Annotated in this window: 16 protein-coding genes; 7 read left to right on the plus strand and 9 right to left on the minus strand. The window is 61.8% G+C overall.

What is annotated here, in order from left to right; all coding sequences use genetic code 11:
• Nucleotides 1-89 precede the first annotated feature (89 nt).
• The 4 genes from SKTS_RS05065 to nifA form a co-directional block, all read right to left on the minus strand.
• On the minus strand, nt 90-269 hold the full coding sequence (locus tag SKTS_RS05065; RefSeq protein WP_173061239.1) for a hypothetical protein: 180 nt from the start codon (nt 267-269) through the stop codon (nt 90-92).
• A gap of 138 nt (nt 270-407) precedes the next feature.
• Nucleotides 408-1,190, minus strand: coding sequence for a PhzF family phenazine biosynthesis protein (locus SKTS_RS05070; protein WP_173061242.1), 783 nt, complete (start codon nt 1,188-1,190; stop codon nt 408-410).
• A 33-nt stretch (nt 1,191-1,223) separates the two neighbouring features.
• Nucleotides 1,224-2,264, minus strand: coding sequence for a GSU2403 family nucleotidyltransferase fold protein (locus SKTS_RS05075; protein WP_198420430.1), 1,041 nt, complete (start codon nt 2,262-2,264; stop codon nt 1,224-1,226).
• A 54-nt stretch (nt 2,265-2,318) separates the two neighbouring features.
• Nucleotides 2,319-3,926 carry a nif-specific transcriptional activator NifA gene (nifA, locus tag SKTS_RS05080; RefSeq protein WP_173061245.1) on the minus strand — a complete coding sequence of 536 codons (1,608 nt, stop codon included), beginning with the start codon at nt 3,924-3,926 and terminating at the stop codon, nt 2,319-2,321.
• A 220-nt stretch (nt 3,927-4,146) separates the two neighbouring features.
• On the opposite strand from nifA, the gene SKTS_RS05085 reads away from it, so the two are divergent.
• Nucleotides 4,147-6,675, plus strand: coding sequence for an EAL domain-containing protein (locus tag SKTS_RS05085; protein WP_173061247.1), 2,529 nt, complete (start codon nt 4,147-4,149; stop codon nt 6,673-6,675).
• Between the two features lie 36 nt (nt 6,676-6,711).
• Here SKTS_RS05085 and SKTS_RS05090 read toward each other — a convergent pair whose 3' ends face one another.
• Entirely contained in the window at nt 6,712-7,332 is a 621-nt protein-coding gene (locus SKTS_RS05090; RefSeq protein ID WP_173061250.1) for a TetR family transcriptional regulator, read from the minus strand.
• Between the two features lie 157 nt (nt 7,333-7,489).
• Here SKTS_RS05090 and SKTS_RS05095 point away from each other — a divergent pair, with 157 nt between their 5' ends.
• The 3 genes from SKTS_RS05095 to SKTS_RS05105 are packed head-to-tail and all read left to right on the plus strand — an operon-like array spanning nt 7,490 to nt 13,259.
• Nucleotides 7,490-8,632 (plus strand): efflux RND transporter periplasmic adaptor subunit, encoded by a 1,143-nt coding sequence (locus SKTS_RS05095; RefSeq protein ID WP_173061253.1) that lies wholly within the window; start codon nt 7,490-7,492, stop codon nt 8,630-8,632.
• A gap of 3 nt (nt 8,633-8,635) precedes the next feature.
• Nucleotides 8,636-11,761, plus strand: a complete 3,126-nt coding sequence (locus SKTS_RS05100) for an efflux RND transporter permease subunit (protein ID WP_173061256.1) — start codon at nt 8,636-8,638, stop codon at nt 11,759-11,761.
• Nucleotides 11,754-13,259: an efflux transporter outer membrane subunit gene (locus tag SKTS_RS05105; RefSeq protein WP_244617445.1), complete on the plus strand. Its 1,506-nt coding sequence runs from the start codon at nt 11,754-11,756 to the stop codon at nt 13,257-13,259. The genes SKTS_RS05100 and SKTS_RS05105 overlap by 8 nt, the downstream gene beginning before the upstream one ends.
• 153 nt (nt 13,260-13,412) lie before the next feature.
• Here the strand turns inward: SKTS_RS05105 and SKTS_RS05110 are convergent, their stop codons facing one another.
• Nucleotides 13,413-13,895, minus strand: coding sequence for a C-GCAxxG-C-C family protein (locus SKTS_RS05110; RefSeq protein ID WP_173061258.1), 483 nt, complete (start codon nt 13,893-13,895; stop codon nt 13,413-13,415).
• A 125-nt stretch (nt 13,896-14,020) separates the two neighbouring features.
• Nucleotides 14,021-14,359 carry a hypothetical protein gene (locus SKTS_RS05115; RefSeq protein WP_173061261.1) on the minus strand — a complete coding sequence of 113 codons (339 nt, stop codon included), beginning with the start codon at nt 14,357-14,359 and terminating at the stop codon, nt 14,021-14,023.
• Nucleotides 14,360-14,724: 365 nt separating this feature from the next.
• Between SKTS_RS05115 and SKTS_RS05120 the strand changes: the two genes are divergently transcribed.
• The 3 genes from SKTS_RS05120 to SKTS_RS05130 are packed head-to-tail and all read left to right on the plus strand — an operon-like array spanning nt 14,725 to nt 17,566.
• On the plus strand, nt 14,725-15,717 hold the full coding sequence (locus SKTS_RS05120; RefSeq protein WP_173061264.1) for a phospholipase A: 993 nt from the start codon (nt 14,725-14,727) through the stop codon (nt 15,715-15,717).
• Nucleotides 15,714-16,343 carry a DUF2238 domain-containing protein gene (locus SKTS_RS05125; protein WP_244617446.1) on the plus strand — a complete coding sequence of 210 codons (630 nt, stop codon included), beginning with the start codon at nt 15,714-15,716 and terminating at the stop codon, nt 16,341-16,343. Before SKTS_RS05120 ends, SKTS_RS05125 begins: the two co-directional genes overlap by 4 nt.
• On the plus strand, nt 16,337-17,566 hold the full coding sequence (locus tag SKTS_RS05130; RefSeq protein ID WP_173061268.1) for a nucleoside recognition domain-containing protein: 1,230 nt from the start codon (nt 16,337-16,339) through the stop codon (nt 17,564-17,566). The genes SKTS_RS05125 and SKTS_RS05130 overlap by 7 nt, the downstream gene beginning before the upstream one ends.
• A gap of 20 nt (nt 17,567-17,586) precedes the next feature.
• On the opposite strand, the gene SKTS_RS05135 is transcribed toward SKTS_RS05130, so the two are convergent.
• Together SKTS_RS05135 and SKTS_RS05140 are read right to left on the minus strand one after the other, a co-directional pair.
• Nucleotides 17,587-20,013, minus strand: coding sequence for a sensor domain-containing protein (locus SKTS_RS05135; protein ID WP_173061271.1), 2,427 nt, complete (start codon nt 20,011-20,013; stop codon nt 17,587-17,589).
• A complete protein-coding gene (locus SKTS_RS05140) occupies nt 20,010-21,359 on the minus strand; it encodes a cyclic di-GMP phosphodiesterase (RefSeq protein ID WP_173061274.1) in 1,350 nt (449 codons plus the stop codon). Before SKTS_RS05140 ends, SKTS_RS05135 begins: the two co-directional genes overlap by 4 nt.
• Nucleotides 21,360-21,388: the final 29 nt, after the last annotated feature.

Raw genomic sequence — 21,388 nt, forward strand, 5'->3', positions numbered from 1 at the left:
TACCGCTGTACCTGGTCTTGCCCGACAATAGATGGGAAGTGGGGCAGGTCGGCCTCGTTCCGGCTTTCACCCCTGACTCAGAGCGTTTCTTATTCCGCCGCCTCCAAGCTGCCGCGGCCTTCGGCTTTAGCGGCACAGTTGAGAAGTCGCACGTCGAGCGGCGAGTCCATGGCGAGCGTCGCAACTACTGCCGTCGCATCGAGCAAGCCAGGAATAAGTTGCTGGATACGCGAGCGGAGAAAGAGCGCCGTCACTATAACCGCCGTCATGGCGATGTCAGGACTAATATTGAGGAAGACGTTTGAGCCTTGCACCGAAGAAATCGGAGACTGTCATTTAAGGATCGCGGCCATCTGGAGTTCGAAGAATCCAGTGCGAGCGGATTGTCTTGCCCTTAATGAACCTTCTTAGTTCACCATGATTTCGCCGCGCAGGAACAGCACCGCCTGCCCGGCGAGTTCGACCCTGCCGCCTTTCAGTGTGCAATGGATTTCACCGCCGCGCCGGGAAACCTGGCGGGCGAGGAGCGTCGTCTTGCCCAACCGTTCCGCCCAGTAGGGCGTCAGCATGCAATGCGCGGAGCCGGTGACCGGGTCTTCAGGAACGCCGACCTTGGGCGCGAAGAAGCGGGAGACGAAGTCTGCATCGCTGCCCGGCGCGCTGGCGATGATGCCCATCAGGTCCAGGCGTTTCAGAATTTCCATGTCAGGCTTCAGGGAGCGGATTTCCGCTTCCGTGTCGAAAATGGCGAGGTATTTGTCGGCGCGCAACACGCCTCTGGGCCGTTGCCCCAATCCCTGGGTCAGTTCATCGGGGCAGGGGCAGGGCATCGGCGGCTGGGCGGGAAAGTCCATGCGCAGCCAGTCGCCGTCCCGCCGGACGTGCAATTCTCCGCTGCGGGTGTCGAACGTTACTTCGTCCAGTTCAGTTTCCAGAAAGTTGAAAATGACGTAGGCGGCAGCCAGCGTGGCGTGGCCGCACAGGTCCACCTCGGTTGCCGGGGTGAACCAGCGCAGGCCGTAGCGGCCGCTGCCCCCGACCAGGAAGGCGGTTTCCGACAGGTTGTTCTCGGCCGCCACGGCCTGCATCCAGCCGTCCGCTGGCCAGGCCTCCAGCGGGCACACTGCTGCCGGGTTGCCGGAAAATAACCGGTCCGTAAAAGCGTCGACCTGATACAGGGGGGTGGGCATGTTTGTCTCCTGCAGTAATTTCCTGGTTCGGTTTTACGGCTGCAATGCGTCCACGCGCTCTCCGGCGGTTTTATCACGCGCCAGATGCGGCAGATATTCCTCAACCAATTGTTCGACGAGTTCGGCCTGCAATCGGTCTCTATCCACCTTCATGGCTTCCCGGTTCGGTTGATCGGCCATCCATCGTTTGAATTGCGCGAAGACTAAAGGGGATACCGTGTTCATTCTTGCCATGTGGCCGGAGGGCGAAACGATCATGGCGGAAAACGACGGCGAGTTGAGCAATACGCCCGCCCGCTTTGCCTGAACGACGCGAAAATCGTTTTCATTCCCGGTGAGAAGCAAAGGATGGGGATCGCCTTCTGCCGCCTCGCGTCGAATGATATCGACTTCGAAGCCACTGCTGTTTACCGCGGTGTAGCGTTGCTCATCCCTGATCTCGAAGGTTTTGTCCACTTTTTGCAGCATGCCTATCATGGATGAGCCGAGCTTCTCCATTTTGGTAATGAAACGGATGCGTTTGCGGGTGTCCCAGAGCAAATCGACGTCGCGCGTCGCCAGTGCTTCCGTCGATTCGAAGCGAACCCCGGCGGCGGCTTCGTATGCATAGAGCGCATGCGTTCCGATCACCATGAAATGTTCCGCAAGGCCGAATTTCGCCAGCGTGTTGAGGATTTCCACCAGGATCTGCGGCGCGCGCCCCACAAACAAGGCTCGATTCAAGCGCTGGTGCTGGACCAATGCTTTGGAAAGCTGGTCGCGCCGCGCCTCCAGTTCACCCTTTGTGGAGGTGAACTTGGTGAAAATCGCTTCAGTTTCAGCGGATCTTGGGCCAAGGCTTTTCTGCGCGTTTTGTGGGGACGTCCGGATAAGGTATTCGGCCTTGCCCTGCTGCTTCCAGTACATGCCGCCGCGCACTTCAGCCGCACGTTTGGTCGCCTCTTCCCAGGCCGTGAACGTGGCCTGAGCATCAATATATTGGCGTCGGGCATCATTTCCGATGTCGGACAGGCCGGCGGATTTCCGTATGTTTCCCATGTTTTTAATGTTATACGGAAAATCATTATTTATCAAAGATGTTGTCTATGATAATGCAGTCGGGCCACCGAGCTGTGGCGCGATGCGACATCAAAAACGCTTGATGTCGATGTTGTATTTCTTCAGCGCGTAGCCCATCTGGCGCGGGGTCAGGTCCAGCAGGCGGGCCGCCTTGGCCTGGACCCAGCCGCTCTTTTCCATCGCCCACATGAGGCGCTCGCGCTCGCTGAGCGGCTCCGCCTCGTCATGCGGCGTGGCAGCTTCGGCTGCGGCGGCACGCGACGGGATTTCCGGCGGAGGTTCAATTTCGGCATGGATGGGGAAGGAGGGATGGGAGGTGCCGTAATTCTTGAGCGCGGAGGAGAAACACAGCCCCCTCTGGCACAGCAGGTCGCTGCGGCGGATGACGCTGCCCTTGCTCATGGTGGCGAAGCGTTCGACGCAGTTTTCCAGCTCGCGCACGTTGCCTGGCCAGTTGCAATGCAGGATCGCGTCCATGGCTTCCTCGCTGATGCTCAGCTTGCGCTTGTTTTCCTGGTTGAAGCGGTCGAGGAAATGTTCCAGCAGCGGGGGGATGTCGTCGCGCCGTTCACGCAGCGGGGGCAGGAAGATGCTCACCACGTTGATGCGGAAATAGAGGTCGGCGCGGAACTCGCCTTTGGCGACCATTTCTTCCAGGTTGCGGTTGGTGGCGGTGACCATGCGCACGTTCACCTTGATGGTGCGGTTGCCGCCGACGCGCTCGAATTCCTTTTCCTGCAGCACGCGCAGCAGCTTGGCCTGGAAGCCGGGGGAAATGTCGCCGATCTCGTCGAGGAACAAAGTGCCGCCGTGCGCTTGCTCGAAGCGCCCCTTGCGTTCCTGGGTGGCGCCGGTGAAGGAGCCTTTTTCGTGGCCGAACAGCTCGGATTCGAGCAGGGTTTCCGGCAGCGCGGCGCAGTTGAGCTTGACGAAAGGGCCGTCGTGGCGCGGGCTGAGTACGTGGATGGCGCGCGCGATGGCTTCCTTGCCGGTGCCCGATTCGCCGCGGATCAGGATGGTGGCCTTGCCCGGCGCCGCCTGGTGCACCTCGGCGAACACCTGCTGCATGCGCTTGCTTACGCCGATGACCTGGTCGAGGCTGTACTTGCCCTGCAATTCCTTCTGCAGGCGGGAGCGCTCCTGCATGAGTTGGGTGCGCTCCTGTGCCACATTTTGGTGCAGGCGCACCGTCTGGCCGATCAGGTTGGACACCATGGTAAGGAAGCGCACGTCCTGCTGGAAGCCGCGCTCCGGATTGCGTTCGCGGTCCACGCTGAGGACGCCGATGCAGCGGCGTCCGATCTTGACCGGCACGCCGATGAAGGCGATATCCTGGTCGTTCAGCTTGCGCGCGCCGGTGCGGTTGAGGAACAGCGGTTCTTCCGCCACGCTGGGGATGACCGCCGGCATGCAGTTCTGCATGATGCGCCCGATGATGCCTTCGCCGACGAGGAAGCGTCCGCGCTCCATCTCTTCCTGCGACAAGCCGGTGGCGGCCACCACCTGGAGGTCGCCGTCTTCCTGCTGCAGGCTGAGCATGCCGCGGCGCATGTGCAGATGGGTGGAAAGCAGATTCAGCACGCCCTGCAGAGTTTTCTGCAGGTTGAGAGAAGAGCTCAGCACCTTGCTGATTTCGTAAATGGTGACCAGTTCCACCATCGGGCTGTTTTGCGACATGGGCCATTTGCTCCGGAATTTGTACAACGAAAAGCAATTTTCATGCCGCATTCAGAGATGGCGTTTCCAGCCGTCCGTCGCGCATCAATCGTCCACGGCGTATTTTTGACTGGGAAAAAATCTTTGCGTTCTCGCCCCGCGCTGGTACCCATGTCACATGTGCGGTCAAAAGATATGGAGTAAACTTGCGGCATGCGGTCTATCCAAGTGGAAATCATCGATGTTCTCTGACGTAACCATCGAGCGCATCATTCACCCCGAAATCTTGAGCTGTTCTTCCGCGACCCCTTTGTTCCAGGCGGTGCAGCGCATGGTCGATGCGCACTACAGTTCGATCCTGGTGGTCGACGATGGCGCGGCGGTCGGTATCTGGACCGAGCAGGATGCGCTGGCGCTGGATTTTTCCGACCCGACCTTTTTCAGTACGCCGATCTCGTCCGTTATGAGTTCGCCGGTCAAGACCATCTATCACAAGATTTCCATCGGCGAGGCCACGTTGCACTTCCGCGAGGAAGGCGTGCGCCATTTCCTCGTGGTGGACGATGAGGGCGCCCATAAAGGCATCATCACCCAGTCCGACATCGTCCTGAACCAGGGTCTCGAGTATTTCATCTCCATGCGCGAAGTGAAGGCGGTGCTCAATAAAAGTCATCTGTGCCTTTCCGGGCAAACGCCGCTCCATGACGCGGTCAAGGCCATGCGCAACACCCCGGCCGATGCCCTTTTGGTCGAAGGGGAAAACGGCAGCTACGGCATACTCACGGAACGCGACGTGTTACGGTTGATCGGGAGCAACAGGACTTCGCTCCCCATCGGCAAGCTGGCCAATTTTCCGCTGCTCAGCGTGTCTTCCAAATCCAGCCTGTTCCATGCGCGCAAGGTGTTTACGGAGAACCGAGTGCGCCATCTCGGCGTCACCGGCGAAAATGGGGAACTGATCGGCCTGGTGACCTTTTCCGATATCCTGCAAAACATCGAATACGACTACGTGCACAGCCTCCAGATGGCGCTGCGCGAGCGCGAACAAAGCCTGGCGGTTTCCACCCAGAACCTGCGCCTGGCCGAGAAAGTGTTCGAAACCACTTTCGACGGCATCATGATTACCGGTCCGCGCAACGTCATCGAGTCGGTCAACCCGGCCTTCACCGTCATCACCGGCTTTCAGGCCCGCGATGTGATAGGCAGGACGCCTACCATCCTTGCGTCAGGCCGGCACGATTCGGAGTTTTACCGCGCCATGTGGGCGGAAATAGGGGAAAAAGGCTATTGGCAGGGGGAAGTCTGGAATCGCCGCAAGAACGGCGAAATCTATCCGGAATGGCTGGCCATCAACGTGATCAGGGATTCCACCGGGAAAGTTTCCAATTACGTGGCGATCTTTTCCGATATCACCGAACGCAAGGCGGCGGAAAGCCATGTGCGGCATCTCGCCCACCACGATGCGCTCACCGACCTGCCCAACCGCATTTTGTTCGTCGAACGTCTCAACCACGCGATCGTCCATGCGCATCGGGTTGAGCAAAAAGTTGCGGTGATGTTCCTCGATCTCGACCGTTTCAAGCGCATCAACGACACCCTGGGCCACACCATGGGCGACCGGCTGCTGCAGACCGTCGGCCAGCGCCTGGCGGCCTGCATGCGCGAGGACGATACCGTGGCACGGATGGGCGGCGACGAATTCACCGTTCTCATCGAAAATGTCACCGACCCCGGTAGCCTCCCCTCCCTTGCTCAGAAGATCATCGCCGAACTGTCGCGGCCGGTGGTCCTGGACGGGCATGAGCTCGTGGTCACGACCAGCATCGGCATCAGCATTTATCCCGACGACAGCGATCAGTCCGACGCGCTGATCAAGCACGCCGACGCCGCGATGTATCTGGCGAAGGAAAAAGGACGCAACAATTTCCAGTTCTTCACGTCGGAAATGAACGCCCATGCCTTCGAGCGCATGACCATGGAAACATGGCTGCGCAAGGCGCTGGAACGCCAGGAATTCGCGCTTCACTACCAGCCTCAGGTGGACATCGGCTCGCACCGGATTGTCGGCATGGAGGCATTGCTGCGCTGGAATCAGCCCGATGTCGGAATGATTCCGCCTGTGCAGTTCATCCCCGTGGCCGAGGATACCGGTCTCATCGTGCCGATCGGCGAATGGGTACTGCTCGAAGCCTGTTCCCAGAACAAGGCCTGGCAGGACGAGGGGCTGCCGCACTTGCGCGTGGCGGTGAATATGTCGGGCCGCCAGTTCCGGCAAAAAAATCTGGTCGAGGTGATCTCCTCGATTTTGAAGAAAACCGGGCTGGAGCCGGAATGCCTGGAGCTGGAAATCACCGAAAGCATCGCCATGGTCAACGCCGACGAAACCGTGACCAAACTGCACGCGCTCAAGGCGATGGGGATACGCATTTCCATGGACGATTTCGGCACCGGCCATTCTTCGCTCAGTTACCTCAAGCAATTCCCCATCGACACGTTGAAAATCGACAAGTCATTCGTTCAGGATCTGACACGCGATTCCACCGACAACACCATCGCCGCAGCCATTGCCGCGATGGCGCGCGGACTCAAGATGAAAATCATCACCGAGGGCGTGGAAACCGAGGAACAGCTGACATGCCTCAAGGGCATGCAGCAGGGCGATGTGCAGGGCTATTACTTCAGCCATCCGCTTCCCCCAGGCGAGTTCGCCGCGTTGCTGCGGGGCGGACAGCCACTGGGAGAGATGACGCCCGATGCCGGGAAAGCGTGACCCTTACCGTCATTGCGCTCGCAATGACCGCAAGACTCAGCAGTCCTGTTTTAACCCATCCAGGTAGGCGTCGATTACCCACGGTGCATATTCCTCCAAAGGGAACATCTGCGGGTTCATGGTCCAGTTCACGATCAGGCCGTCCAGCAACGCCATCAGGCCGATAGCGGCCTGTTTCGGCAGCAGCTTGGGCGGCAGTTGCCCACGCTCCTGCGCCTTGACCATGGCGCGTTCCATGGTTTCCACGTGGCGGCATCCCGCTTCCATGTGCTTGTCACGCGCCTCCGCCATTTCGTCGACGTACTCGCACTTGTGCCAGACGATTTCGAACACGCGGTGGAAGTGGGGGTCGCCGGCGATGCGGGTGATCGCATCGAGCAGCAGGGTGCGCAGGAACTCGATGGGGTCGTTCATTTCCTCCTGCTCCAGCTCCAGCGAGCGCGCCTCGAGCGGGGCGACGACTCGTTCCACCATGGCGTTGAACAGGTCGCCCTTGTTTTCGAAATGCCAGTAGATGGCGCCGCGCGTGACGCCGGCAGCCGCCGCGATGTCGGCGAGGGAGGTGCGGGAAACGCCTTTGCGCTGAAACAGCTGTTCCGCGGCATCGAGGATGCCGTCGCGGGTTTCGAGTGCCTCTTCCTTGGTTTTTCTGGCCATGCGGTTTCCTGTTGCGGCAGGCTGGAGCCGTGCCGGAAAAATAATGTGTTTGCTACTTTACATACATTCATGGATGTATGTAAGATGCTGGAGATTATCCGGCAGAATAACAGGCCGCGCAAGCACGCCGGAATAGCAAATAGACAAGGAACCGAACATGAAGCGACAAATCCTGTTGATGTTTCTGCTCACCGCCGTGTTGGCGGGGTGCGGTGGCGAAGGCGACAAAAATGCGGCCGGCGGCGCGGGCGGCCCCGGCGGGGCGGCCATGCCGCCGCCGGAAGTCGATGTCATCACCGTTGCCGGCGGAACGGCGACGCTGACCCAGGATTTGCCCGGCCGCTTGCAGGCCTGGCGCACCGCCGAGGTGCGGGCGCGGGTCGAAGGCGTGGTGGAAAAGCGCTTGTTCACGGAAGGCTCCGATGTGAAGGAAGGCGCTACCCTGTTCCAGATTGATGCGCGCACCTACCAGGCAACGCTCGATGCCGCCAAAGCCGATGTCGATGCGGCGCGCCTAGTGGTCGAGCGCTACCGTCCTTTGCTCGCCATCAAGGCCGTTAGCCAGCAGGAATTCGATAGCGCGGAGGCGCGCTACAAGCAGACGCAGGCCGCCCTGTCGCGCGCTGCGCTGGATGTGGAAAACACCCGCGTGCCGGCATCGATCTCCGGCCGCATCGGCCGCGCGCTGGTCACAGAAGGCGCTCTGGTGGGCAGGGGCGAAGCGACGCATTTGGCCACCATCGAACAGATCGACCCGATCTACGTCAACTTCACCCAGCCCGGCGCGGAAATGTTGCGTCTGCAGGCCGCGGTCAAATCCGGCAAGCTCAAGCGCGCCGAATCCGGCAAAGTGGAACTGCTGCTCGAGGACGGCAGCGCCTATCCGCTGCCGGGCAAAATCCTTTTCTCCGACCTGGCGGTCGATCCCAGCACGGGTGCGGTGTCGCTGCGCGCAGAGTTCCCCAACCCGCGGCGTGAACTGTTGCCCGGCATGTTCGTGCGCATCCGTTTCCCATCCGCAGTCATCGAGGGCGCCATCCGCGTGCCGCAACGCGCGGTGCAGGGCGGGCCGCAGGGCCAGTTCGTGATGCTGGTCGCGCCGGATGGCAAGGCCGTACCGCAACCAGTCAAGACCGGCGGCATGGCGGGCGGCGACTTCATCGTCGCCGAAGGGCTCAAAGGCGGCGAACAGGTGATCGTCAACGGTTTGCAGAAGGCCCGCCCCGGCACCGAGGTCAAGCCCGTGCCTTGGCATTCCCAGGACTCCCAGCCCGCCAGCAACAAGCCGAAAGAGGGCTGATCCATGTTCTCCAAATTTTTCATCGATCGCCCGGTGTTCGCCTGGGTGATCGCCATCGCCATCGTGCTGGGTGGCTTGCTGGCGCTCAAGAACCTGCCGGTTTCCCAATATCCTTCAGTGGCGCCGCCCGCGCTCGATATTTCCGTCAACTACCCGGGCGCAGCCGCCCAGGTGGTGGAGGAAAGCGCGGTCGCCCTGATCGAGCAGGAAATGAACGGCATCGAGAATCTACTCTACATGGATTCCGCCTCCCAGATCGGCACCGGCACGGTGACGCTGACCTTCAAGCCGGGCACCGACCTCAACTATGCCTCGGTGGAAGCGCAGAACCGCATCAAGCGCGTTGAAGCACGCCTGCCGGACGATGTGCGCCGTGTCGGCGTGACGGTGACCAAGACGGCGCGCAACTACGTCATGATCGTGGCTTTGACTTCGCCCGACAAAAGCCTGAACAACGTGGACCTCGGCAGCTATGCCGCCACCAGCGTGCTGGAACCGATCCGCCGCGTGCCCGGCGTGGGCGAGGCGCTGCTGTTCGGCACCGAATACTCGATGCGCATCTGGCTCAAGCCGGAAAAGCTGCAGGGCTACAAGCTCTTGCCTGCCGATGTGTCGCGCGCGGTGCGCGCCCAGAACGTCCAGATCGCCAGCGGTGAACTGGGGCAGCTGCCGGCTGCGCCGAACCAGCAAATGAACGCGGTGATCGTGACCAAGAGCCGCCTGTCCACTCCGGAAGAATTCGGCAACATCATCGTGCGCACCAATCCGGACGGCTCCACCCTGCGCGTGAAAGACGTGGCGCGGGTGGAACTGGGCGCCCAGGACTATTCGGTCGCTGCACGCATCGACGGCCAGCCGACCGCGGCCATCGCTATCCGCCTGTCGCCCGGCGCCAACGCGCTCGACACGGTCAAGGCGGTCAACGCGCGGATGACCGCACTGGCGAAGTTCTTCCCCAAGGGCGTGAGCTGGATCGTGCCCTACGACACCTCGAAGTTCGTCGAAATCTCCATCCGGGAAGTGCTCATCACGCTTGGGGAGGCGGTGTTCCTGGTGTTCCTGGTGATGTTCCTGTTCCTCGAAAACCTGCGCGCCACCCTGATACCCACCATCGTCGTGCCGGTGGCGCTGGTGGGCGGCGCCCTGGGGCTTTACCTGTTCGGCTACTCGATCAACGTGCTGACCCTGTTTGCCATGGTGCTGGCCATCGGCATCGTGGTGGACGACGCCATCGTGGTGGTGGAGAACGTCGAGCGCATCATGACCACCGAGGGCCTGTCGCCGCGCGACGCCACGCGCAAGGCCATGGGCCAGATCGTCAACGCCATTATCGCCATCACCCTGGTGCTGGCGGCGGTGTTCGTGCCGATGGCGTTTTTCGGCGGCTCCACCGGGGCGATTTACCGGCAGTTTTCCGTCACGCTGATCCTGACCATCCTGTTCTCGGCGCTGATGGCGCTTACGCTCACGCCAGCCCTATGCGCCACGCTGCTCAAGCATGAGCCGGGCAAGGAAATGATGCCGACGCGCGGCTTTTTCGGCTGGTTCAACCGCTTTTTCGCCCGCACCACGCAGGGCTACACCACGTGGGTGGGGCGCGCCGTGAAGAAGACCGGGCGCTACCTGGTGCTCTACGCGGTCATCCTGGGCGCCACCGGCTGGCTGTTCAGCAAGCTGCCGGGCAGCTTCCTGCCGGAAGAAGACCAGGGTTACTTCCTCAATATCGTCCAGCTGCCGCCGGGCGCCACCCGCGACCGCACGCTGGAGGTGCTCGGCCAGCTGGAACAGCACTATCTCAAGCTGCCGGAGGTGGAACACGTGATCGGCGTCGCCGGCTTCTCCTTCTTCGGGCGCGGCCAGAACGCGGCGATCGCTTTCGTCCGCCTCAAGGACTGGGACGCGCGACCGGGCAAGGAGAGCGGTGCCAAGGCGCTGGTGCAAAAGGCCAACATGACCTTCTCGCGCATCAAGCAGGCCATGGTGTTCGCCATCAATCCGCCGCCGATCCCCGAACTGGCGGCCGCCGGCGGCTTCGACTTCCGCTTGCAGGATAAGAGCGGGATGGGGCGGGAGAAGCTGCTGGAAACGCGCAACATGGCGCTCGGCATGGCCATGCAGGACAAGCGCCTGGTCGGCGTGCGGCCGGAGGGCCAGGAAGCGGCTCCCCAGCTTTTCCTCGACATCGACCGAGTCAAGGCCGAAACCCTGGGGGTGTCCATCGCCGACCTCAACGACACCATGCAATCGGCGCTGGGCGTGGCCTATATCAACGACTTCGTGCGCCAGGGGCGCATCCTGCGCGTGCAGATGCAGGCCGAGGCCGACACCCGCAGGAGCGTCGAGGACATCCTGCGCTTGCCGGTGCGCAACAACAAGGGCGAGATGGTGACGCTGTCCGAGCTCGCCACGCCGCAATGGATCGTCGGCGCGCCCAAACTGGACCGCTACAACGGCCTGCCTTCGATGAAAATCGCCGGCAATCCGGCGCCCGGCCACAGCACCGGCGAAGCGCTGGCCGTGATGGAGGAGATCGCCGCCAAGCTGCCGCCGGGCTTCGGCTTCGAATGGTCGGCCACTTCCTTCGAGGAGCGCATGTCGGGAACGCAGGCGCCGCTGCTGTTCGGGGTTTCGCTGATCGTGGTGTTCCTCGCGCTGGCGGCGCTGTTCGAGAGCTGGGCCATCCCGTTCGCGGTGATGCTGGTCGTGCCGCTGGGCGTGTTCGGCGCCTCGCTGGCGGTTGACCTGCGCAGCCTGCCCAACGACGTCTATTTCAAGGTGGGCCTGATCGCCATCATCGGCTTGTCTTCCAAGAACGCCATCCTGATCATCGAATTCGCCAGAAAGCTGCAGGACGAGGGCATGGGCCTGTTCGAGGCCACGCTGGAAGCCTGCCGCCTGCGTTTCCGGCCGATTCTGATGACTTCCATCGCCTTTGTCGCCGGCGTCTTCCCCCTCGCCATTTCCACCGGTGCCGGCGCCGAAAGCCGCCACGCCATCGGCACCGGCGTTATCGGCGGCATGATCGCCGCCACCGTGCTGGCCGTGTTCCTGGTGCCGGTGTTCTACGTCGTGGTGCGAAAGATATTCCCCGGCCATGCCCGCAGTCATCAGGAGAACGACCATGCATAAGCCCTCGAATAAATTGAGGCTCGCGCAGCGAGCTTTTTTTCTCCCCGGCGGGGAGAAAATCCATTGTCCCTTCCCCTTCAAGGGGAAGGTTGGGATGGGGATGGGTTTGGGGCGAACAGTCACAGTGGGTTTCATGGCTGTGGCGCTGCTGGCCGGTTGCTCGCTGGCACCCGAATACCAGCGGCCCGAAGCGCCGGTAGCCGCGCAATGGTCGCAGACCGCCCAGGCCGATGGTACGCGCCAGGCCGATGCGCTCCAGTGGCACACCTTCTTCCCCGACCCGCGCCTGCAGGAACTGATCGCCGCAGCGCTCGACCACAACCGGGACATGCGCATCGCCGTCGCGCGGGTCGAGGAAGCCCGTGCCCAGTTCGGCATCGTGCGTGCCGACCGTTTCCCCGGCGTGGATGCGGTGGCGAGCGGTTCGTCGGCGCGCACGCCGGGCGACCTTTCCGCCAGCGGCAGCGCCGTCACCAGCCGCCGCTACGACGTGGGGCTGTCGATGCTGTCGTTCGAGCTGGATTTCTGGGGCCGGGTGAAAAGCCTCAACCAGGCGGCGCTGGCCAGCTATCTTGCCAGCGAGGAAGCCCAGCGCGCCCTGCGGCTCTCGCTCATCGCCGATGTCGCCAACGCCTATCTGTCGCTGCTGGAAATGGACGAGCGCACAACGCTGGCGCGCGAAACGCTCAAGACCCGGAAGGAAACCCGCATGATGGTCGACCGCCGGCGCGACGTAGGGTTGGCCGGCGACCTCGACTTCCTGGCGGCGGACGGCGCCCTGCAAACGGCACGGGCGGACCTCGCCAGCCTGGAACGCCAGCGCGCCGCCGCCGTGAATGCGCTGGAATTGCTCGTCGGCCAGCAGCTGGCCGACGAGCCGCCAGGCCGGACGCTGTCGGATCAGGGCATCGTTCCCGATCTCGCCGCGGGCCTGCCGGCGGAAGTGCTGCTCAAACGCCCGGACGTGCTGGCAGCGGAGCAGAACCTGATCGCCGCCAACGCCAATATCGGTGCCGCACGGGCCGCCTTTCTGCCGCGCATTTCCCTGACCGCCGGCCTGGGCACGGCGAGCGGCGCGCTTTCCGGACTGTTCAAGAGCGGCAGCGGCGCCTGGAGTTTCCAGCCGGTACTGCGCCTGCCCTTGTTCGACGCCGGTCGTGCCGCGGCCGGAACGGATCTCGCCGAAGCGCGCAAGGTCATCGCCGTGGCCCAGTACGAGAAAACGATACAGCAGGCTTTCCGCGAAGTGGCCGACCTGCTCGCAGCCCGCACGCACCTGGCTGAGCAACTGCAGGCCCAGCAAGCCGCGGAAAAGGCCCAGGCCGAGCGCCTGCGCCTGGTGGAGGCCCGTTACGGAGCAGGTGTTTCGAGCTATCTCGAGGTGCTGGATGCGCAGCGCGAGTCCTATGCCGCGCAGCAGGGCACGGTGCAGACGCGGCGCGCCTGGCTCAGCGCCGCCGCCCAGCTTTACAAGGCATTGGGCGGCGGGGCGTTGTAAGCGGGAACTGAAGCTAAAACCTGCAACTCATGCCACAGAGAACACAGAGAAGACTGATGTGAAGCGGTTTTCCTCTGTGTTCTCTGTGCGCTCTGTGGCTTATCGATTCTTGTCCGGCTAAGCAAGCGGATTACCGGGGGCAGGGCGGATGCCCTACAGCATCTCGATCACCCACTTCGTGACGGTTCCGGTGGCGTGGGCGCATTTGTTGCCGCGCGCGTCATCGAACGCCTTGTATTCCTCGGTTCGCCACATGTCGTAAGTGCGGCCGGTGAACTGCTTTTGCAGCTCCTCGCAGGTGATGCCGCCGAATTCCGCGCGAAAGCGCTCCACCAGTTCCTTGTTCTTCTTGAAATTGTTGATGTAGCGGCCGCGGTCCAGCTTGTCGCGGTCGCGGCCGAATTTCGCGCTGAGCGCCATCAGCCCGCCGGTCAGGGCGCCGCAGGCACCCAGACCCACCAAGCCGCCACCGCCGGAAAGCCCGTGGCTGGCCTTGATCGTGGCGTCGTCGACAATCCCCACGGTTTCCTGCACGGTGGCGAGAACGCATTGCGGGCAGCAGCCGTAGTCCAGCTCGTACTTCACCGCTTTCTCGTAAGCCTGCTCCGCAAGTGCCTGTTTTTCCTCGTTGCTCATGTGTGTCTCCATGTATTAGAAAACGCTTATGAAGATCATACGCTTCATCGCTGCGAGATACCATGAAAGAAGCTGGAGCTTTTTAGCCCTTGCTGTTCCTGAGGTTTCACTGCTGATTTGCAGTCCTAGGCGGCGGGATCCTGATCGGAGGAGAGTTCCGACATGAAGCGTTTTTGTTTGATTTTGCCTACCCAGAGCGCGTGCCCCGCTGCGGCTGATTCCCAGGAAGTATATCGCTCCGGCTCGTGGTTATGGCCTGCGCCGATGATCATGGTTTCGAACAGGATCGGATGGCGGCCGGCAAAATCCAGGGCGACGCCGAGAAAGACGGTGCTGACCTGAATGTCGCCGACCTTGTCGAACCCGACCTGCCGCTCCGCCTGGTTGAACCAGCTCGACCATTCCTTGATGTCGTCGCACCGAACGGGCGTTTTGCCGTTTTTTCCACCCAATATGAAATGCATGTCGCAGCCGTCCAGAAAAGTGTTCGTTCCGGGATTCCCCGGAGATTATGTGTTTGCCATTTTAATCCAGAAACAAGCCGTGCCAACTTAATTTGGGGTATCCGCTGAGGGCGGAGCCCACGCAGTGGATGGCTAGCTGGTCACGGGGAATTGCCGAGGTTGTGCGCGTCCTCGCGGAATATCCCAAACAGTGATGCCACCACAGGAAATTAGGGTTGGCCAAAATTGCCCACAACAGGAGACAATGAGCGTGTCATGCCACTTAACAATATTCTCATGTTCCAGTCCCTCACCGGCATCCACGAACCCTCCGCCATCCAGCCGTTGCCAGGCGTGGAGAATTTACAGTGAAGCGGGCGTGCGGGTTGCTGTTTCTGCTGCCGTTGCTGGCGATTGGAGCCGATTACGAGAAATGCGCCGTTATCGTTCCTGACGCGCAGCGTCTGGCCTGCTACGATCAAGTCGCCGCACGGCTTGCAACGCCGTCACCGGCGTCTGTTGATACGGGTCGGACGAGTGTGGCGCCGCGTCCTGATGTTGTGGTCGTGGCGGACTCCTTGCTTGGCAGGAGTTGGGAACTTGATGAAGATTCGAAAAAGGGCACCCTCCGTTTCCGCGAACATAAGCCGGTCTATATCCTGCCTGTCCACTATAGCAATAATCCCAATCGGTCGCCGACGTCTCCTGCGCCGGATCGTTCTGCGCTTTCGACCATGCCGGCAGCCAGTAGCGACGTGAAGTATCAACTGAGCTTCAAGACCAAGCTCTGGGAAGATATCCTCGGCGACAATGGCAATCTATGGTTCGCCTATACGCAGCAGTCGCAATGGCTGCTCTATAACCCACAAGTTTCGGCACCGTTCCGCGAAACCAATTACGAACCCGAGCTGATTTTTTCCCTGCGCACGGATATCGACCTGCCGGGAGGGATGCGCTGGCGCGTGCTGAATCTGGGGCTGGTGCATCAGTCGAATGGGCGCGCACTACCGCTTTCGCGCAGTTGGGACCGGGTCTATGCACAGTTTGGATTGGAGCGCGATAATTTTTCCCTGCTCGTGCGTCCTTGGGTGCGTCTGCACGAGAACGGCGAAAATGACGACAACCCGGATATCACCCGTTATCTGGGGCATGGCGATGTGCTGCTTAACTACGCAAGCGGTGAGAATCTCTATTCCGCTCTGGGGCGCTATAGTGCCAGCGGCGGCCATGGCGCCTTGCAATTGAGCTGGAGCTTCCCGATTTCACGCGCCCTCAAGGGGTACGTTCAGGTCTTTAACGGCTATGGCGAGAGTCTGATTGACTACAATCATAACCAGACCAGCATCGGTTTTGGCCTTTCGTTGCAGGAGTGGCGGTGACAGGCCTCGCATGGGATAAATGGCTGCGCCGTTCCCTGATCTGCGGCGTTCTCATGGTGCTGGTATGGTCCGGTTGGCATCCGAAGGATGTTTTTACCTGGTTTCTCGAAGTGGCGCCGGTGCTGGTCGGGCTGCCGCTGCTGGTGCTGACCTTCCGCCGCTTCCCCCTCACGTCCCTGGCTTACGCGCTGCTGGCGCTTCACGCCGTCATCCTGATGGTGGGCGGGCATTACATCTATGCCGAAATGCCCGTGTTCAACTGGCTGCGCGATACCTTCGAGCTGTCGCGCAACCATTACGACCGCGTCGGGCATGTCGCGCAGGGCTTCGTGCCGGCCATCGTGGCGCGCGAAATCCTGCTGCGCCGTTCTCCCTTGCGGCCGGGCAAATGGCTATTTTTCCTGGTGAGCTGCGTGTGCCTGGCGATCAGCGCCTGTTACGAATTCATCGAGTGGTGGGTGGCACTCGCTTCCGGCGACGAGGCGGTGGCCTTCCTCGCCACCCAGGGCGATGTCTGGGATACCCAGTGGGACATGTTCCTCGCGCTGTGCGGCGCGCTGGCTTCGCAATTGCTGCTGGCGCGTCTGCATGACCGGCAGCTGGCCGCATTGGGACAGAAATGCTGAACGTCATCTGGATCGGCTTTTTTCTCGTTGCCTTCGCCATCGGGCTGGTCAAGCTGGTGCTGTTCGGCGAGGCCGACGTGTTCCCGCTGATGATGAAGGCGACCTTCGATTCGGCCAGGACCGGTTTCGAGATCGCGCTGGGGCTGACCGGCGTGATGACGCTGTGGTTGGGTGTGATGAAAATCGGCGAGAAGGCCGGCTTCCTCGCGCTGCTCACGCGTCTGCTGGCGCCCCTGTTCCGCCGCCTCATGCCTGATGTGCCGCCCGACCACCCGGCGCTCGGCGCGATCACCATGAACATGGCGGCCAACATGCTGGGGCTGGACAACGCCGCTACCCCGATGGGACTCAAGGCGATGCGCGAGCTGCAGACCCTCAATCCCACGCCCGACACCGCCAGCAACGCGCAGATCCTGTTTCTGGTGATCAACGCTTCTTCCGTCACCCTGCTGCCGGTGACCATCTTCACCTACCGTGCCCAGCTTGGCGCGGCCGACCCGACCGACGTGTTCATCCCCATCCTGCTGGCGACCTATTGCTCCACCCTGGTGGGGCTGCTGGCGGTGGCTGCGTACCAGAAGATCAATCTGTTCGACCGTGTGGTGCTCGCCTATCTGGGCGGAATTACAGCGGTAGTGGCGGGTCTCGTGGCCTATTTCGCGCGCCTCGATGCGGCGGCGATGCAGGCGCAGTCGGCGTTCCTCAGCAATTTCCTGCTGTTCGGCCTGCTCATCGCCTTCCTGGTCGGCGCCGTGGTGAAAAGGGTCAACGCCTACGAGGCGTTCATCGAAGGGGCGAAGGAGGGCTTTCACATCGCGGTGGGCATCATTCCCTACCTCGTGGCGATGCTGGTGGCGATCGGCGTGTTCCGCGCCAGCGGCGGGCTGGAGGCGGTGATGGGCGGGATTCGCGCGCTGGTGCAGTGGCTCGGCATGGACACGCGCTTCGTCGACGGCCTGCCCACCGCGCTGATGAAGCCGCTCTCCGGCAGCGGATCGCGCGCCATGATGATCGAAACCATGAAGGTTTCCGGTGCCGACTCCTTCGCCGGCCGCCTGGCTTCCATCATCCAGGGCAGCACCGAAACCACGTTCTACGTGCTGGCGGTGTACTTCGGTTCGGTGGGCATCCAGCGCGTGCGTCACGCCGTCACTTGCGGCTTGCTGGCAGACCTGGGTGGCTTCGTCGCTGCCGTGGCCGCGGCCTATTTCTTCTTCGGCTGAAGCTCAGGGTATCCCCGGCCTCAGAACAGTTTGGTCTGCGGCTGCTTGTCGCCCTTTTCCATGAACTGTTCAAGCGCTTCATGCGACAGGGCCGGGGTGCACAGGTATCCCTGGAACTCGTCGCATCCGGCGCTGACCAGGAAATGGCGCTGCAATTCGGTTTCGACCCCTTCGGCAATGACACACAGCTTGAGCGCCTGGGCCAGGTTGATGATAGCTCTGACGATCGCGGTGTCGCTGTCGCTGTCGGGTAGTTCCGAGATGAAGGAACGGTCGATTTTCAGCTTGTGTATGGGGAAGCGTTTCAGGTAGCTGAGGCTGGAATAGCCCGTGCCGAAGTCGTCGATTGCCAGTTTTACCCCCAGTTCGGCAAGCGCGCCGAGACGTTTGAGCGCCTCGTCGGCGTCGCGCACCAGGATCGATTCGGTCAGTTCCAGTTCCAGCCGGTCCGGGGGCAACCCGGCGGCACTTAAAGCATCTGCCACGCTGGCGACGAAATTCGCCTGCTGGAACTGCAGCGCCGAGACGTTGACGGCCATGACCAGTTGCCGGCCTTGCGCATGCCACAGCGCCGCCTGTTGTACGGCATGCGTCAGCACCCAGTTGCCGATCGCGACGATCACGCCGGTTTCTTCGGCCACGGGGATGAACTGCGCCGGGGAAATCTGCCCCAGGTCCTTGTCGTGCCAGCGGATCAGAGCTTCCACGCCGATCACATCGCCGCTGGCAAGGTCGACCTGCGGCTGGTAATGCAGCTGGAAATCGCCGTGTTCCAGGGCAAGGCGCATGGCGTGATCGAGCTTCATGCGCGACAGCAGGTCGATGTTCATCTGGCGCTGGTAGAAACGGAAATCCGAGCGGCCCCGTTCCTTGACGTGGTACATGGCGCTGTCCGAGTTCTTGATCAGGTCGTCGATGGTGACGCCGTCGTCCGGATACAGCGCGATGCCGATGCTGCATGTCACCGTGAAGTTGATTTCGTCCAGCGTGAACGGCCTGGCCAGCGCTTCCAGCACGCGTCGTGCGGTGGATTCTGCGCCGCGCGCATCGGTCTGGGTGAGCAGCAGGACGAATTCGTCGCCTCCCAGGCGGGAGGCCATGTCAACCTGGCGCAGGCAGTTTTTCAGGCGCTCCGCCACTTCGATCAGCACGCGGTCGCCGAACATGTGGCCGAGCGAGTCGTTGATCTGCTTGAAATGGTCCAGATCGAGGAACAATACGGCGAACGAGCTGCCTTCGCGCTTGGCGTAACCGAGCGCGAGTTCCATCCGTTCCGCCAGCATGAGGCGGTTCGGCAGGCCGGTGAGGGTGTCGTTGTAGGCCAACTCTTCGATTCTTTGCTTGGCCGCAAGCGATTCGGTCAGGTCCTTGAAAAAGCCGATGTAGTGCAGCGTGTTGCCGTTCTCGTCCTGCACGCGCACCATCGAAACCAGGCAGGGGTTGGATTTGCCATCCTTGCAGCGGTGCCAGACTTCGCCTTCCCATACGCCCTCCACGCCCAGATGTTCTATCATCTGCTCGGGAAAGGCGTTGTTGCCGAGATCGTAGATGAAATCCCCCGGGGAGTGTCCCAACACTTCCTTCTGCGCATAGCCGGTCAGGCGTTCGCAGCTCGGGTTGGCGGAGATGATGCGATATTCGGCATCGGTGACGAATATCGCGTCCAGGCTGGCTTCGAAGACCTTGGATGCAAGTTGCAGCCGGTTCTCGTCGGCCAGGCGCTGGGTGATGTCGCGATAGGAGAAAACGCGGCCTATCGGCCGGCCGCGCGCGTATTGCGGCAGGGTAACCCGCTCCAGCACGCGCCCGGAACGCAACAGGAGAATGTCGGTCGCTTCGAGCAGGGGCGTGCGGTTGATGATGCCGAGCCGTTCCGCGTAGTACTCGGAGTCGAGCATGTGCTGGTTCATCCAGGCGTAGACGCCCTGGTCGTCGCGCTGCGTCAGCAAGTTGTCCGGCAGGTCCCAGAGCTCGGCAAAACGGTTGTTGTAGCCGCGGATCGCGCCTTCCATGTTGGCCACCAGAATCCCGTCGGCAGTGGATTCCAGGGTGGCGCGCAACTCGGCGATGAGTTCTTCCAGCTCGTTTTCCACACGGCGCTGTTCCGACTTGTCGCGTATAGAGGCGATGTAGAGCGGGCCGTCCTGTCCGAGCTGGACGCGGGTGACACGCCGGTCGACCTGGACGGTCGTGCCATCCCGGCGCAGCAGCAGGGTTTCTGAATAGATATGGTCGGTCAGCCCGGCGGCGACGTCTTCCCAGAAAAACACGTCTTCCGGCGTGGTCGCCAGATCGATCACCGGGGTGCCGATCAGCGAGTCGGGCGCGACGCCGAGGAGGGTTTCCGCCGCGCGGTTTGCAGCTACGATGCGCAAGTCGATGGGGTCGACCAGCCAAACTGCCTCAAGCATGCCTTCGATGAGCGGCAGCCAGCTCGGCTGCTTCATTGTCCGGCGCCCTCCGCGGCGGTCTCGCGCGCCCGCTCGAAGAAATAGCACATGCGTTTGCGCGGCGAAAGATAGTCGAATGCCGCCTTGGTCAGTTGCAGCGGCTTGAGGCTGCGACGTATCCCCACTTCCAGTTCGTTTTCAAGGTCGATGACCAGGGCTTCGTCCGGCGGCACATGGGGGTCATGCACCACCACGCTCGGCTTGAGCGGACGCGCCGAATTCACCGAAACCACCAAGGCGAAGCGGTCGTCCGTCAGCTGCACCACCGAGCCGGGCGGATATACGCCCATCATGCGCACGAACAGCGACATGGTGGCGGAGTGAAAGAGCGGCCTTTTCTGCGCGAACATGAACGAAAGCGCCTCGTGCGGGGTGACTGCCAGCACCGGATTGCCGGGGTTGCACAGGTTGTCGTAATGGTTGACGAGCGAAACGATGCGTGCGGGAACAGACATCTTTTCCGCGTTGATGTGCCGCGGATAGCCGCTGCCGTTGGCGTACTCGTGGTGCTGTCCGATCGCCAGGATCGCCCCGGTGGACAAGCGCATCTTGCGCGCCAGGTCGACGCCGTGGGCGACGTGTTCCTGGTAGATCTGCCGCTCCGCCGCCACGAAGTGCTCGTCGTTCCAGCGCAGCCGGTCGGGCAAATCGATCTTGCCGATGTCGTGCAGCAGCGCGCCCATGCCGAGGTCGAGCAGGTCCTGTTCGCCCAGGCCGCTGGCCTTGCCGAGCAGCAGGGAGATGATGGTGACGTTGATCGAGTGGAGCGAGGTTTTTTCCCCCGCTTTTTCCGATAGCAGGCGGATGCAGGCGTCCTGCTCGCCGAGAATTTCTCCCACGAAGCCCTTGATCATGGCCTCGGACTGTTCGCGCGATACTTCAGGCTTGGAATAGACGGATTCCATCACCTGCTTGTAGGTTTGGGTCGCCTGTGTGAATTGCCGTTCGCAGATTTGCAGGCTCGCGCGCTGGCTGGCGAGGAGCTCGCGGCGCTGGATTTTTGCCGCCAGATCCAGCGACTCCTCGGTCGCGGCAGCCGCTTCGGCCGGTTCGACGCGATCAGGGTGTTCGGCATCACCAGCGTTTCCGGCAGCGCCAGCGTGCCCGGCGCGAGCGGCAGCGCCAGGTGCTGCCGGCGAGGGCTCCAGGCCGGGATCGCTCTTGTCCGGCGAATAGCGGATGCGTTCGAGACCCAGCGAACGAATGGTGTCGATTTGCTCTTGGGAAGTGATCTTGAAGCTGCTCAGGGAAAAAGGGTGATCCATCCATCCCAGGTCGAGATGGATATACAGCCCCACGCGCAAGCGGGAAACTTCAATCAGGAGCGTCTGGCTATCGGCCATTTTTAACTTGATCAGGGTTCATCGGCGCA

It is taken from the genome of Sulfurimicrobium lacus, from assembly GCF_011764585.1.
GTDB classification, from domain to species: Bacteria; Pseudomonadota; Gammaproteobacteria; order Burkholderiales; family Sulfuricellaceae; genus Sulfurimicrobium; species Sulfurimicrobium lacus.

Coding starts and splice junctions, on each gene's coding strand:
- SKTS_RS05110 (WP_173061258.1), bottom strand. CDS start 13,895: ATGAGCAACGAGGAAAAACAGGCACTTGCGGAGCAGGCTTACGAGAAA.
- SKTS_RS05070 (WP_173061242.1), bottom strand. CDS start 1,190: ATGCCCACCCCCCTGTATCAGGTCGACGCTTTTACGGACCGGTTATTT.
- SKTS_RS05090 (WP_173061250.1), bottom strand. CDS start 7,332: ATGGCCAGAAAAACCAAGGAAGAGGCACTCGAAACCCGCGACGGCATC.
- SKTS_RS05095 (WP_173061253.1), top strand. CDS start 7,490: ATGAAGCGACAAATCCTGTTGATGTTTCTGCTCACCGCCGTGTTGGCG.
- SKTS_RS05140 (WP_173061274.1), bottom strand. CDS start 21,359: ATGGCCGATAGCCAGACGCTCCTGATTGAAGTTTCCCGCTTGCGCGTG.
- SKTS_RS05105 (WP_244617445.1), top strand. CDS start 11,754: ATGCATAAGCCCTCGAATAAATTGAGGCTCGCGCAGCGAGCTTTTTTT.
- SKTS_RS05065 (WP_173061239.1), bottom strand. CDS start 269: ATGACGGCGGTTATAGTGACGGCGCTCTTTCTCCGCTCGCGTATCCAG.
- SKTS_RS05100 (WP_173061256.1), top strand. CDS start 8,636: ATGTTCTCCAAATTTTTCATCGATCGCCCGGTGTTCGCCTGGGTGATC.
- SKTS_RS05130 (WP_173061268.1), top strand. CDS start 16,337: ATGCTGAACGTCATCTGGATCGGCTTTTTTCTCGTTGCCTTCGCCATC.
- SKTS_RS05115 (WP_173061261.1), bottom strand. CDS start 14,359: ATGCATTTCATATTGGGTGGAAAAAACGGCAAAACGCCCGTTCGGTGC.
- nifA (WP_173061245.1), bottom strand. CDS start 3,926: ATGTCGCAAAACAGCCCGATGGTGGAACTGGTCACCATTTACGAAATC.
- SKTS_RS05135 (WP_173061271.1), bottom strand. CDS start 20,013: ATGAAGCAGCCGAGCTGGCTGCCGCTCATCGAAGGCATGCTTGAGGCA.
- SKTS_RS05085 (WP_173061247.1), top strand. CDS start 4,147: ATGTTCTCTGACGTAACCATCGAGCGCATCATTCACCCCGAAATCTTG.